Below are 13,675 nucleotides of genomic sequence, written 5' to 3'. Positions count from 1 at the left end.
TCATGCATAAAATTTACCCTTTACAGCCTATAAATAACCATTTTTTTAATTTCTCATATCTTTTAGTGTGTCTAGTTGCTGAAGGTTATTTACGACATCGTATTTTTTTCCTATACTTAATAATTTATTTAAAATATACTTATGCTTATTCCTACATAACAAAACTGAATGAATACCAAGTTTATTTGCACCAATACAGTTTTTTAAATTATCATCAACAAATATTGCATTTTGAGACAGCACACCCAATTCATCCAACGCAGTTTGATACATAATACTATCAGGTTTAGTAACTCCTAGCATTGACGAAATAATAAATGTAGAAAAGTACTTTCGCAATTTTACTGCTTCAAATACACTATTTAAAGATGGCCATGCATCAGATACTACTCCTAATTTATATTTTTTACTCAGCATACTAATTACACCTGCTACTTCATCAAAAAACACATACTTTTTGGGGTTGTACACTAAATCTTTAGCAACACCTTCCACATTATTCGTGCTTAAATTTAATTCAGGAAATCCCTTAAAAAATATATTATAATATTCAACAAAATGCCTATATTCTTCTTCTTGCGTTTTAATTAACTTGCAAGAATTTATATAATCATGCGCTTTTTTAAACAAGAGTTTCTTTCTATCCTTTGAAATGCTGTTAAATACGTTTTTATCAACATATTTGAAAAAATTAGGTGTGATAAACCAATTGCCAGATCGAGGATAATTTAGCACACGGCCAGAATCAAATAAAATTGCCTCAATATTTGTACTCATAATAATCTCCCTATTTTATTAAATATTCAAAACTTTTCCTTCATTAAAATGTAATCATTATTACATCTTATTTTAATAATTATATGTTAGAATAAGATTGTTTTTATTGAAAATTTATGTAATATTTTGTAGGTGATAAAATGTACAAGCTTTTAATAAATAAGAAAACATATAAAAATTTAGATGTACCTACGCTGTTAGTTGCAATCGCAATATCTTGTTTTGGCATAATGAACATTTATAGTGCCACACATAATCAGTCTAATTATTATTATGCCAAACTACAGTTATTATGGGTTATATTAAGTACAATAATAATTTTTCTAATCTTACTTATTGATTATAGAACTATAGCTCAATATGCTAATTTAATATACTGGAGTGGTGTGGGTGTCCTATTATTTAATGATGTAACCAGTAAAGCAATAAAAGGTGCTTCTTCATGGATAAGGATCGGAAATAGAGCGCTAGAACCGGCTGAATTTGTAAAAATAGGATTAATATTAATTATTGCAAAAAAATTAGAAGAAATGGATTGCAATATAAATAACTTAAAAAATTTTTTAATACTGTGTTTTTACGCTTTTATACCAATTTTCTTAATAATAATACAACCTAACTTAGGTATGGCACTAATATACTTATTTATAGTTTTTTGTATCTTTTTCATTGCTGGTCTAAATTTAAAGTCTATAATAATAGGAATTGCTTCTTCAATACCCTTATGCCTTATTATTTGGTTTAGCGGAATTCTAAAAGAATATCAAAAGCAGAGAATAACCTCTTTTATCAACCCTGGAGCATACCAACAGGATGTTAGTTTCCAGCTTACACAATCCCTAATAGCAGTAGGTTCTGGAGGATTACATGGAGCAGGATTTTTAAAAGGTGCTCAAGTATCTGGTGGATACATTCCCGAAGTACATACAGATTTTATATTCTCTGTCATTGGAGAGGAATGGGGACTCATTGGATCTACAATACTTTTAGCAGCATACGGCATATTAATATATAGAATCATAAAGTCAGCAAAAGAATCAAAAGATTCTCTAGGAAGATTTATATGTATAGGTATAGCAGCTTCCCTCATTTTCTCTGTATTTCAAAATATCAGTATGACTATTGGAATTATGCCTATTGCAGGAATAACTCTTCCCTTTGTAAGTTATGGAGGAAGTTCTAGTTTAGCTAATTTTATCTCATTAGCCCTAGTTTTAAATATAAGTATGAGAAAATATTTTAATATTTAAATCGTTTTACAAATATAAAAACACCGTAAAATTCAGTTGAATAATACGATGTTTTTTAATACTATACTACTACCAATTTTTGCTTTCTACTTCAAAATACGATTTAGGATGTGAGCATACAGGACATTTTTCAGGTGCATTTTCGCCAATGTAAACATATCCACAGTTACGACATATCCAAACCTTTTTTGCATTTTTACTAAAAACCTTGTTTTCTTCTATATTCTTTAAAAATTCATTATATCTTTCTTCATGATGTTTCTCAATTTCTGCTACCATACTAAATAATCTAGAGATATCATCAAAGCCCTCTTGCTTAGCTTCTTCTGCAAATTTTTTATACATTTCAGTCCATTCATAATTCTCTCCACCAGCTGCAGATTTCAGATTTTCTGAAGTATTACCTATACCATTTAAAAGTTTAAACCAAATTTTTGCATGCTCTTTTTCATTATCAGCTGTAAGTTGAAATATTTCACCAATCTGTTCATATCCCTCTTTTTTAGCAGCTGAAGAAAAATATGTATACTTGTTTCTTGCTTGAGATTCACCTGCAAATGCAGACAACAAATTTTTTTCTGTTTTGCTTCCCTTTAATTCCATTTTATACCCCTCCAATTTAATTGATTAAATTTATTCTTTAGGGACTCTCCATATAAGCAAGTCCAATTATTATGCTTTACCATTAACTAAAAGTTTTACTTTATTTAGCATAATGTACCAATTTATTCTAGTTTTAGGAATACAATTACATGACAATATTTTCTCCAATAAAAATACTTTACCATTATTATACCATTTATTAGTTAAAAAACATATAAAAATTATTAACTATAATCAGGTCTACTACCTAAACAAGTGTTTTCAGTACCATCAATTCTTACCTTAAATGATGCATGTGTATTGCCATAATATATCCAACCATTTTCTATTTTAGTTATATAAATGCCAGTAGGAAGAGATCCTTGATTATTATATTTTGTTGTATCTACTAAGACAGTATACCCGGTTAAGTCCTTTTTAATTTTGCATAAAAATGATTCCTTTGTGTCCCACTCATCTCCAACTCTCATGCTATATTCTTTATAGTAATATAACCAATCTCCATCTACAACAACACTAGTTACATTATCTGCGTAACCAGTAGTGTTATTATCCTTTTCAAATCGACTAATTTCAAGGCTGCCTATAATAGTATCATTTATAGAACCAGTACCACCTAATACACTAAAAGACTTACTTAAGCATAAAAAGTCAAGAATAGGTACAATATTATCGTAATTCTCAATATCTAAAATATCACCATTATAAATAGTAAGTGCTTCCAAAGAACCATTTACCAATGCAATAGCAGAAGAATTTTTAGCAGCCAAAGCTGAACCTGCCAAAGCATCAGGAAAATTTTCACCACTTGCTAAGTAAATATTACTAAGGTTTAGATCATTTCTAAACTTATTTAATACTGCAATATTAGTATCATATCTGCTACTGCCATTATAAAATTTATTGCTATTCCATATTCTCTCGCTGTTAGGAAAACTATTTGCAATACTGTCGCTTACTACATCCTTTTCTCCTATAACATATGTTTTTGTTATTTTGTTATTCTTTATATAATTAGCTACAGACTCAGGCAAAGTATTTGGCAGCGTAAGTATAACTGGCATAGATTTTTCAGCCGCAATAGGTGCTATAGATAAAGCATCAGCAAAATTTTCACCATTTACTACTACAACTTGTCCATTAAAATTTAATTGTTCTGCAATTTTAATAGACGTTTCATATCTATTTTGCCCCCAAAGTCGTGTAGTTTTAATATTAAGTCTTTCAAGTTTATTTTTAATGGTATCAGATATTACTGATGGACCTCCAATAATAAATACTTGTTTTACCCCTAATCTTTGTAACTCATTTTCAACTCTACTATCTAAATCTGAGTCTGGATTTAGTAGAATAGGTGCATTATATTTTTTAGCAAGGGGAGCTGCACTGAGAGCATCTGGAAAGTTTTGCCCGTTAGCTAATACAGCATATTCTGAACCATTAGCCCAACCATTTTTAGAAACTTCGATAGCAGTAGCATATCTATCATCTCCACAGATACGCTGAACATATGGAGCATAATCTGCAGCCATTACTTTAGATGACATAAAAAAAGATATACCTATAGCACACAATACAAATATTAATTTGTTTTTAAACATTTTACTCCCTCCATTATTAATACTTTTATATAATAAATGTAAAAGTATATTACAATTGTACCATAAAATAACTTAATCTTATGTGCTAGACATTAGCTGGGTTAGTTCGGCAATCCTATCTATCTCAATTTCATCAATTCTTACCATTCCAATTTATTCAGCAAAAGCAGAAAAAAGTCGCTATTCATATAAATTTTTTAGCAGTGACTTTATTTCTCTAACAATCACTATTAGTATTCTAAATTATTTTAAGCTTTCTATTATTTTTTCAAGTCTTTCATCTTCATCATAATCTATAGATAATCCATCACTTTTATTGCTTGTACTTCATTCATATAATTAGTATCTTTGTCAGTAATCGCTTTATTGATATAATCATAATTATTATTTAAATTATTTATATTTAACAATATAAAGAACCTCCCTATGTTATTTAATATTAAATTATAATCCGCACTGTATAAGTTTCTGTTTATATGCATTACAAAAATCTGAAAAATTCGATGGAAATACACCAGGTTTTTCTATATCCACTTTCTTCTCAAATTCTTTTACTGCATCAACAAAAGAAGAACTTCCTAAAGAAAAAGAAGATGTATCAATTCCTTGTCTTTTCATCATATCAAGAATCATACAATAATAACTACTCATATCAGAGCCTTTACTATCAAAGCTATCAAAATCCTCCCCACAATCAAAAGCATAATAATATTATTATCGTGAAAAATTCAACAATCTTTACATAAAAAGTATATATTTTACTAACCTATAAAAAATTACTATAGTATAAATCAATGGATGTAATCGTATCATACATCCTTTCTCTTATTTTAATCCATACATAAACTTAAGGAAACGTGATAAACAAAAATGTTAATCACGTTTCCTTAAGTTTATGATATTGGTCTAAAGTGTTAGTTTTAGCTTATAGAAGATATCAAAAATCTAAAATAACTAATCTTCAAAATTACCTTATTTAATATTGTATCGTGCCTTCATAACATCCTCAATCTTCTTTTCTATTTTCCATTTTATTTTCTCTCTTAATGGAATTTTGTTCAAACTTTGAATTAAAGTCTCTACATCGACTCCATGAACTGCTGCAGCATCTTCTATACTCTCATTTTGAGATGATGGACATTCAATGCAGCCCATACCAAAATTCTTTAATATTTCTATTGCCCTAGGACCCATATTAACAATATCCTTTATTAATGTTTTTCGATTAACTTCCATAATACACATCTCCTTATTAAACATTGGGTCTTGTCCATTTAATCCTTTTATGAGTATTATTCTTAACGCTTATTTTTTCATCTTTACATCAAAAATACTTTTGAATTAAAAAACGGGATATTTAAAATTAAATTCTTAAAATACAAGCAAAAAGTTCATTTTTCAATTCACCCCTACTTTTAATTATAGTAATTTAAAATATGATTACAATATTTTAATTTAACATTTTTTCACTTTAGTTAAATGTAATCGAATTTATAATAAATAACTCTACTAGATAAGTACATATGACTTTTTAAATTTTTTATAATTTATACTAAAGATTTTATATATTAACACGATAATTGTTTAAATAATTTTATCCGATGACTACTTGCTCTAATACTTCCACTTCTCCAAGTGGGAGTAAAGATCAGTTACGTCCCTGGATAACGATTTCCCCTAAAGGATAACGCCTTCTAAGTGCTAAAGACACTAAGAAGCCTGTTAATAAGCATCAGGTGGAGTCAAAACTCCATCTGATGCCAAGAACTTTGTTTATGGAGATGAATTCTAATGGATGTAAATAGTGTTATGAATACTTATTATATGAATTCCCTATATAATACCCTAGATTTTACCTCAACAAGTTCTTCTGTTCCATTAGTAAATAACATTGACTCAACTGTACAAGGAAATTATACTGCATCCAACTATTTTGGAAATACTACTAGCAATGAACTTCAAGATATTTATAAACAAGTCGAACCAACTTATGGTACACCATTAACTTATAGTTCATCAGGTGATTTATCTATACCTACAAATATTACTCCCCCTAGTGATGGTTTATCTCCTTCTGAATCAAATATTGTATCTCTTCTTCAAAGTAACAATACTACAACAGACAATATGGATGAGGATGTTCTATACCAATACAATGCAATAGAAAATGGAACTTATCAGGATGCTTGTTCAAGTATCTTTTCCTCAAACCCAGGCAATGTTTATAATACTATTAATTCTTTATCACAATCTTCAAATAATACTTTAGATACTCTTGTGTAAATAATCAGTTTGATGTGATTCTATAAAAAAGCATATAAAACACGGCGTTCTATGATAAGATCAAAATATCATAGAACATTATATTTTTTGTTCATTTATTGAATATTTTGAAATGCTACAAATAATCCATATAAGAAAGCACAGAATAAATCCACTTAAAAAATATCCTCCAATTATATCAGTCATGAAATGTTTTCCCAAATATACACGACTTAAGCCAATTAAGATTGTAAATAGCAGCAATTTTAAATTATCTGAAATATTATTTATTTTATTCCATTTATTAAAAATTAATAATATAATAGATATGAAACTTATTAATATAAGTGAAATAAGTAAAATTTTTTTAGGAGATGCAATAACCGCTAGTATATTTGCTGATTTTTTCAATAAATGATTTTTATATATTTTTATAAAATTTGAGGATGCATTATCAAATTTTTTTGTATAATTGCACATCACTAATATGGATGTGATTGCAAATCCTAAAAAATTTAGTATGGTTAACTTTTTTACTTTAACCATAAAATGGACCTCCAACCCAATATTTAAAACATATATTTTACTATTTGTGTGTCAGTATTTCTTAAATCTATTTTTCGTATTTGAGTAAACTAGGATAAATATAACTGTTCCCAAAAATAAGATTAATCCAATAACAAATAAAATATGTTGTTTAATTAAACTACTAAGTCCCCATAAGAAAACGCTAAAAGCAATTGCAAACATTGATTTGCCCATAAATTTACATAATGCCTTTTCATCATATTCTGCTTTCTCTTCTTTACTGAACATATTGTAACCTGATATTAAAAAAGCACCTTTACCTAAAGAAAAAACCACTCCCAAAATAATAAACAGCATAAGTATAGATAATAGTATAATCGTGCCACCCATAATCTTTCACTCCTTCACCAAAATTTACTATTATTTATCTTTTTTATAATGACTCATGCTTAAAAAAATATAAGACACTCCTAAAAGTCCAAAGATAATTCCTATGGAATATTTTTTATCAATCAAATTCATTATTCCTACAAATAAAAAACAAATACTTGAAAATAACCATAATTTCCATGATTTTATATTCAAAATCACATCCTCCTCTAGAGCGTAACTATTGTTTGTTGACTAATTATACCACAACTAATAACATCTTAAAATTAAGGATAACTGGGTAGGTCTGTGATTATATTAAGCATATAAATCACTATTAAGTAATCAATTTAAAATCTACTGGTATGCGTCTGTACACTTATTTTCAAGTATTCCCTATTCTGGAGATTTTGTGGATATTTAAAAAGATAATTGATTTATTAACTTATCCTTTTGAAATATAAGAGTGCTTTTAGAAACACCGCAGAATTCAATTATTTTGAATTCTGCGGTTGCTCTAATGAATTATTGGCTTTTTTAACTATCTTAAATATAATCATAACTAAAATTACATTCTTTTATTTCCATATTTATCAAATGTTTTTCTTAAATGAATTTCTGTGCTAGGAACGGAGCATACAATTATTGTTACAGATATTATTGTTGAAATCTTGCTTGCAATATCAATATTGTTTTTGTAAATTATATCACACAGTGCTGATATTATTAAGCATATAATACCAATATATATTAACATATTACTACAAAAATAATTTGCTTCATCCCATACATCTTTATTCAGCATAGCAAATGGCGTTCTATATCCATAAACATTACCTATATTCTCTGGTGGGCAAATTTTAAGTCCAACTCCAACAGCCAATACAACTAATCCAATTAAATAACTAGTAAATAACATAATAAAACACACCTTTATTATTATAAATATCCTTACTTTATTTGGTTAATTATATCATATTTTTCAAACCAATTGATCAAAAGTAATTTAATGAAGCAACTCACCTGTTGCATCATAATATATATAGTTATTTTGACTGTGCACGGCTATTATTATGTAGTATATAATAATAAATAAAGTTCAATCTGTATATAATCTCTTGACTTCTATTTTTTATTTTAAAAGTCAAATGAGGTCAGTATTTTTATACTGACCTCAAATGATTAAATGGGCTGCTGTTATTAAAACAGCATATATCTAATGTATATTTCTTACATAACAAATATATAATATTTAAATTATTTAATCTAGTATTTATTACTGGTTATATATCAAATTAATAGAAAATCACTTATGAATTAGGATACATTTACCTTTCATTACAAACATTTTCTAGCAACATCCTTCATCAACTGTCCATTATAAAGAACAGATAAATCAAATCCTATTTCTCTATTATCTGAAAATAATACTTTTAAGCAATTATCTCCCTCATCTATTATTTTTCCACTTCCAAATACTTTGTGAGCTACATAGTCTCCTACTTCTAAACCGCAATTTTTCATAAGCTCTCCCGAATTTAACAAGCCACATTCTTCTATAAACCTTGATACATCTACTGCCTTTTTCCTAATAGTACTTGAATAACATAAAGTCAAATTATCTATGGCTCTTGTAACCCCTACATAAAAAAGTCGCCTTTCTTCTTCCAGGTTATTTTGTATGCTATTTGCATGGGGAATTAATCCTTCGCTGCAGTTTATTATGAACACATTCTCAAATTCCATACCTTTCACGCCATGAATAGTGCTCAAAGTAACTGCATTACCTTCCTTCTCATCTTTCTCTAAAGTCTGTCCCACCTTTTCAATATTATCTAAAAATGATTCTATACTATCAAATTCTCCACAAGCTTCCTTAAACTCTCCTATAATATCTTGAAGTTCATCCATATCCCTATTTAATTTCATACAGTAATTTTTTAAATAATCCATGTAATCTAATTTGTCCAATATATAATCTATTCTATCCTGTTTTTTCATTCTATTTAATTTTTTAATATTTCTTTCAATCACAGTTATATTTTTAAGCTGAAAAATAGGTAAATCACCTACTCGCCTTAAAATATCAAAGCAATTTTCCTTTATTCTATTATCTATAACTTTTTTTATATTTACTTTTCCAATATATCTAAAAGGCTTATTTATTACTCTCATAAAACTATTCTTATCGCACATATTTACAGCCAATCTAAGATATGCTATTAAATCCTTACATATAAAATGTTCGTAGAAGTTATACTGACCGTCCAAAAGTTTAAATTTTATATTGTATTTTAAAAAAGCATCTATTATACTTCTTGATTCCAGGTTAGTTCTATAAAATACAGCTATATGACTATATTGATATTTTCCTTTGTTTATAATTTCTTTGATTGAATTTGATACAAAAAATGCCTGTTCCTTTTCCCTTTCAAATACTTTGAAGTATATATTTCCCTCATTTTTTCTGTTATTTTCAATAAGTTTTACATTCCTATTTTTATTATTACATATAATCTTTTTGGACAACTCAACTATATTTTTAACACTTCTGTAATTTATTTTTAAATAAATTTTCTTTCCATCTTTAAAATAATTATCAAAATTCACCATGCACTCTGGCTTAGATCCCCTAAAAGAATATATGCACTGATCTTCATCTCCTACTGCAAATATAAAGCCCTTACTTCCTATTAGTTGTAAAAGTTCTATTTGGAGATTATCTGAATCCTGAAACTCATCAACTAAAATATACTTGAACAAATTCTGATAACTGTCTAGAATAGATTTCTGATTTAGAAACATATCTTTAACTTTTAATTGTAAATCATCAAAATCCATAAGCTTATTTCTAGTTTTATAATTTTCATATTCATTAAAACATTTTAAAAATACACTTTTGTCAATTTTACTTTTAAATAAATCTATGTTAGTTTCACTGTTTTTCAAAAGAGATATGTCATTTAAAACTTCCTTTATTTTCTCTTCTCCTATAAAGTCCAAATAATACATAAGTGCATTTTTAACTATCTCATGTGCCTTATAAGGATCTATAATATTTATTTCTTTATTATGTTTTTTCAATATATTATAAAATAGAGAATGAAACGTTCCAAAAAAAGGTGATTTCTCTTTATTGCCTATGGATATGTATCTGTTTTTCATATTGAGGGCAGCTGCCCTAGTAAAAGTTATGACAATTATGTTCTGTGGATTTATTTTATTGCCATTTAACAAACGCTCAATTTTATTTACTGCGATCACATCTTTAAAGGAATCATCATTTAAATATTTCTTCATTATCTGTAAATCATCAGTCTTTAGACAATTAGGAATATACTCTGTATTATATATAGGTCCGAATCTACATAGGTAGTCCACTCTATTAATAATAGTCTGAGTCTTTCCTGCTCCAGGACAAGCAATAACGATACAGTTATTTTCACCATTTAAAACTGCTTTTCTCTGCATAGGATCAAGATGCTTATATTGTTTTTCAATTACTTTATCTCTCAAATACTTAAACTCTGTTTTTAACACTTCCAGATTCATAATTTAACCACCTAAACAATAGTAAAATAAAAAGGACTTATTTAACTATAAATATGTCCTTTTTGTTTTACTATATTCAACTTACTATATATCTATTTTTTCTTTCTTGTTTTCTTCTCCACAGTTGCCTTTGGTGTATCAAATGCATTTATATACATTTGCTTTATTTCTCCTATTAGTGGATATCTCGGATTAGCCCCTGTACATTGATCATCAAAAGCCAGTTCTGACATTGTATCTAAAGTAGCATAGAATTTATCTTCTGAAACTCCTGCCTCTTTAATAGTCTTTGGAATATTTACTTTAGCTTTTAAGTCATCTATAGCATTTATTAATAACTGTACTTTTTCATCATCTGTATTGCCTCCTAAATTGAGATATTCAGCTATTCTAGCATACCTTCTTTTAACATTTGGATATTTATACTGTGGAAATGCTGCTTGTTTTCTTGGAGCCTCTACAGCATTGAATTTTATAACTTCATCTATCATAAGTGCATTGGCAATTCCATGTGGTATGTGGTGCTGTGCTCCCAATTTATGTGCCATAGAATGGCATACCCCTAAGAATGCATTGGCAAAGGCCATACCTGCTATAGTTGAAGCATGAACCATTTTTTCTCTTGCCTTTACATTAGTTGTACCTTCTGTATAAGCTATTGGCAAATATTTAAATACTAATCTTGCTGCTTCAAGAGCCAATCCGTTGGTATATTCTGAAGCCATTATTGACACATAAGCCTCCAATGCATGAGTTAATGCATCTATACCTGAAGCTGCTGTTAACCCTTTTGGCATACCCATCATGAGTTCAGCATCAACTATAGCCATATCTGGAGTTAACTCATAGTCAGCTAGTGGATATTTAGCTCCTGTTCTTTCATCAGTAATTACTGCAAATGGAGTAACTTCTGATCCTGTTCCTGCTGATGTTGCCACTGAAATCATCATTGCTTTTTCTCCCATCTTAGGGAAAACATATACTCTCTTTCTTATATCCATAAATCTCATAGCTAAATCTTCAAATCTTACTTCTGGATGCTCATACATTACCCACATAATTTTTGCAGCATCCATTGCTGAACCACCACCAACTGATATAATTGTATCCGGCTCATAAGCTAACAATTCTGCTGCACCTTTTTTAGCTGTAGCAAGGGTTGGATCTGGTTCTACATCTGTAAATATCTTATAGGAAATTCTTAATTCATCAAGATTTTTTGTAATTTTATCCACATAACCCAATTGATAAAGAACCTTATCCGTTACTATAAATACCTTTTTCTTATCTAAAATCCTCAGTTCTTTTAATGCAACTCCAAGACTACCATATTTGAAATAAACCTTTTCAGGTACTCTAAACCAAAGCATATTTTCTCTCCTCTCAGCAACACTCTTTATGTTCAATAAATGTTTAGGCCCAACATTTTCTGATACAGAGTTTCCTCCCCAAGATCCGCAGCCTAGTGTCAAAGAAGGAGCTAGTTTAAAGTTATATATATCTCCTATAGCACCTTGTGCTGAAGGCATATTTATCAATGTTCTACCTGTCTTCATAGTTTCTCTGAACTTTTCTACTTTTACTTTTTCTGTCATTGCATTTACATATAATACAGATGTATGCCCAATTCCACCTCGTTCAACTAATCTTCCAGCCTTTAGAAGTGCTTCGTCAAAATCTTTTGCTTTGTACATAGCTAAAACTGGAGACAGCTTTTCATGAGCAAAGGGCTCTTCTTCAGGTTCTACTGATTTAACTTCTCCTATAAGTACTTTAGCATCCTCTGGTACACTCACTCCTGCCATCTGTGCTATTTTAAAAGCACTTTGCCCTACAATGCCAGCATTTAGAGCACCATTAATCATAATTGTTTTTCCAACTTTATCTGTTTCATCCTTACTTAATATATACGCTCCTCTATCTGCAAATTCTTTCTTGACTTCATCGTATATTGAGCTTACAACTACTACTGACTGCTCTGAAGCACAAATCATACCATTATCAAAAGTTTTTGAAAGTAGTATTGAATTTACTGCCATTTTAATATCAGCACTTTCATCAATTATAGCAGGTGTGTTACCGGGACCAACTCCTATAGCAGGCTTTCCTGAAGAATAGGCAGCCTTAACCATACCCGGACCACCAGTTGCAAGAATTAAATCTGCTTCTTTCATTACCACCTGTGAAAGTTCAATGGAAGGTTCATCTATCCATCCTATAATTCCTTCAGGAGCACCGGCTTTAACTGCAGCATCAAGTACTATCTTAGCTGCTGCAATAGTTGACTTTTTTGCCCTTGGATGTGGTGAAAAAACTATACCATTTCTAGTTTTTAAAGCTATTAAAGATTTAAATATTGCTGTGGATGTCGGATTAGTTGTTGGAACTACTGCTGCTATAACCCCTACAGGTTCCGCAATTCTAACCATGCCAAAACCTTGGTCTTCTTCTAAAACTCCACAGGTCTTTTCATCCTTATATTTGTTATATATATATTCTGAAACAAAATGATTTTTAATGACCTTGTCTTCTACAATTCCCATTCCGCTTTCTTCCACTGCCATTTTAGCTAGTTCTATTCTAGCACTATTGGCTGCCATAGCTGCCTGCCTAAAAATCTCATCCACTTGTTCTTGACTATAACTAGAGAATTTCTTTTGGGCAGCCGTTACTTCGTCTAACTTTTTCATTAATTCTTCAACGTTAGTTACCTTAGTTACCTTCATTAATGAC

At 29.2% G+C, this 13,675-nt stretch carries 13 protein-coding genes; 2 read left to right on the top strand and 11 right to left on the bottom strand.

The genetic code is table 11. The features are described 5' to 3' along the window. Positions 1-45: 45 nt before the first annotated feature. On the bottom strand, positions 46-777 hold the full coding sequence (locus CLCOS_RS06355; RefSeq protein WP_063601324.1) for an HAD-IA family hydrolase: 732 nt from the start codon (positions 775-777) through the stop codon (positions 46-48). 140 nt (positions 778-917) lie between these two features. On the opposite strand from CLCOS_RS06355, the gene rodA reads away from it, so the two are divergent. After that, a complete protein-coding gene (gene rodA / locus CLCOS_RS06350; protein WP_063601323.1) occupies positions 918-2,027 on the top strand; it encodes a rod shape-determining protein RodA in 1,110 nt (369 codons plus the stop codon). 69 nt (positions 2,028-2,096) lie between these two features. Here the strand turns inward: rodA and rbr are convergent, their stop codons facing one another. The 4 genes from rbr to CLCOS_RS06330 all read right to left on the bottom strand — a co-directional run bounded on the left by rbr (position 2,097) and on the right by CLCOS_RS06330 (position 5,467). After that, complete coding sequence (gene rbr, locus CLCOS_RS06345) at positions 2,097-2,630, bottom strand: rubrerythrin (protein WP_063601322.1); 534 nt, start codon at positions 2,628-2,630, stop codon at positions 2,097-2,099. A gap of 224 nt (positions 2,631-2,854) precedes the next feature. Continuing rightward, positions 2,855-4,231 carry a cell wall-binding repeat-containing protein gene (locus tag CLCOS_RS06340; protein WP_063601321.1) on the bottom strand — a complete coding sequence of 459 codons (1,377 nt, stop codon included), beginning with the start codon at positions 4,229-4,231 and terminating at the stop codon, positions 2,855-2,857. A 444-nt stretch (positions 4,232-4,675) separates the two neighbouring features. Further along, on the bottom strand, positions 4,676-4,882 hold the full coding sequence (locus tag CLCOS_RS06335; protein WP_063601320.1) for a hypothetical protein: 207 nt from the start codon (positions 4,880-4,882) through the stop codon (positions 4,676-4,678). A 321-nt stretch (positions 4,883-5,203) separates the two neighbouring features. Beyond that, positions 5,204-5,467 carry a DUF1858 domain-containing protein gene (locus CLCOS_RS06330; RefSeq protein ID WP_063601319.1) on the bottom strand — a complete coding sequence of 88 codons (264 nt, stop codon included), beginning with the start codon at positions 5,465-5,467 and terminating at the stop codon, positions 5,204-5,206. Positions 5,468-6,022: 555 nt separating this feature from the next. On the opposite strand from CLCOS_RS06330, the gene CLCOS_RS06325 reads away from it, so the two are divergent. After that, a complete protein-coding gene (locus CLCOS_RS06325; protein WP_063601318.1) occupies positions 6,023-6,514 on the top strand; it encodes a hypothetical protein in 492 nt (163 codons plus the stop codon). Positions 6,515-6,592: 78 nt separating this feature from the next. On the opposite strand, the gene CLCOS_RS06320 is transcribed toward CLCOS_RS06325, so the two are convergent. The 6 genes from CLCOS_RS06320 to adhE form a co-directional block, all read right to left on the bottom strand. Then, positions 6,593-7,039 (bottom strand): phosphatase PAP2 family protein, encoded by a 447-nt coding sequence (locus CLCOS_RS06320; protein WP_063601317.1) that lies wholly within the window; start codon positions 7,037-7,039, stop codon positions 6,593-6,595. Positions 7,040-7,090: 51 nt separating this feature from the next. Further along, the gene (locus CLCOS_RS06315; protein ID WP_063601316.1) at positions 7,091-7,411 is read right to left on the bottom strand and encodes a DUF3784 domain-containing protein; all 321 of its coding nucleotides are present in this window, start codon (positions 7,409-7,411) and stop codon (positions 7,091-7,093) included. A 30-nt stretch (positions 7,412-7,441) separates the two neighbouring features. Next, positions 7,442-7,606 (bottom strand): hypothetical protein, encoded by a 165-nt coding sequence (locus tag CLCOS_RS22340; protein ID WP_192847906.1) that lies wholly within the window; start codon positions 7,604-7,606, stop codon positions 7,442-7,444. A 352-nt stretch (positions 7,607-7,958) separates the two neighbouring features. Next, on the bottom strand, positions 7,959-8,309 hold the full coding sequence (locus tag CLCOS_RS06310) for an SdpI family protein (RefSeq protein ID WP_063601315.1): 351 nt from the start codon (positions 8,307-8,309) through the stop codon (positions 7,959-7,961). Positions 8,310-8,728: 419 nt separating this feature from the next. Continuing rightward, positions 8,729-10,942 (bottom strand): ATP-dependent helicase, encoded by a 2,214-nt coding sequence (locus CLCOS_RS06305; protein WP_063601314.1) that lies wholly within the window; start codon positions 10,940-10,942, stop codon positions 8,729-8,731. Positions 10,943-11,034: 92 nt separating this feature from the next. Continuing rightward, complete coding sequence (gene adhE / locus CLCOS_RS06300) at positions 11,035-13,668, bottom strand: bifunctional acetaldehyde-CoA/alcohol dehydrogenase (RefSeq protein ID WP_063601313.1); 2,634 nt, start codon at positions 13,666-13,668, stop codon at positions 11,035-11,037. Positions 13,669-13,675 lie beyond the last annotated feature (7 nt).

Origin of the sequence: Clostridium coskatii (assembly GCF_001675205.1) — a bacterium.
In the GTDB taxonomy this organism is placed as follows: Bacteria; Bacillota; Clostridia; order Clostridiales; family Clostridiaceae; genus Clostridium_B; species Clostridium_B ljungdahlii.
This window is presented reverse-complemented; position numbering and strand designations above follow the sequence as displayed.

Bases quoted from the DNA above. Each gene is read 5' to 3' on its own strand.
- CLCOS_RS06355 (WP_063601324.1), bottom strand. From the start codon at position 777: ATGAGTACAAATATTGAGGCAATTTTATTTGATTCTGGCCGTGTGCTA.
- rodA (WP_063601323.1), top strand. From the start codon at position 918: ATGTACAAGCTTTTAATAAATAAGAAAACATATAAAAATTTAGATGTA.
- rbr (WP_063601322.1), bottom strand. From the start codon at position 2,630: ATGGAATTAAAGGGAAGCAAAACAGAAAAAAATTTGTTGTCTGCATTT.
- CLCOS_RS06340 (WP_063601321.1), bottom strand. From the start codon at position 4,231: ATGTTTAAAAACAAATTAATATTTGTATTGTGTGCTATAGGTATATCT.
- CLCOS_RS06335 (WP_063601320.1), bottom strand. From the start codon at position 4,882: ATGAGTAGTTATTATTGTATGATTCTTGATATGATGAAAAGACAAGGA.
- CLCOS_RS06330 (WP_063601319.1), bottom strand. From the start codon at position 5,467: ATGGAAGTTAATCGAAAAACATTAATAAAGGATATTGTTAATATGGGT.
- CLCOS_RS06325 (WP_063601318.1), top strand. From the start codon at position 6,023: ATGGATGTAAATAGTGTTATGAATACTTATTATATGAATTCCCTATAT.
- CLCOS_RS06320 (WP_063601317.1), bottom strand. From the start codon at position 7,039: ATGGTTAAAGTAAAAAAGTTAACCATACTAAATTTTTTAGGATTTGCA.
- CLCOS_RS06315 (WP_063601316.1), bottom strand. From the start codon at position 7,411: ATGGGTGGCACGATTATACTATTATCTATACTTATGCTGTTTATTATT.
- CLCOS_RS06310 (WP_063601315.1), bottom strand. From the start codon at position 8,309: ATGTTATTTACTAGTTATTTAATTGGATTAGTTGTATTGGCTGTTGGA.
- CLCOS_RS06305 (WP_063601314.1), bottom strand. From the start codon at position 10,942: ATGAATCTGGAAGTGTTAAAAACAGAGTTTAAGTATTTGAGAGATAAA.
- adhE (WP_063601313.1), bottom strand. From the start codon at position 13,668: ATGAAGGTAACTAAGGTAACTAACGTTGAAGAATTAATGAAAAAGTTA.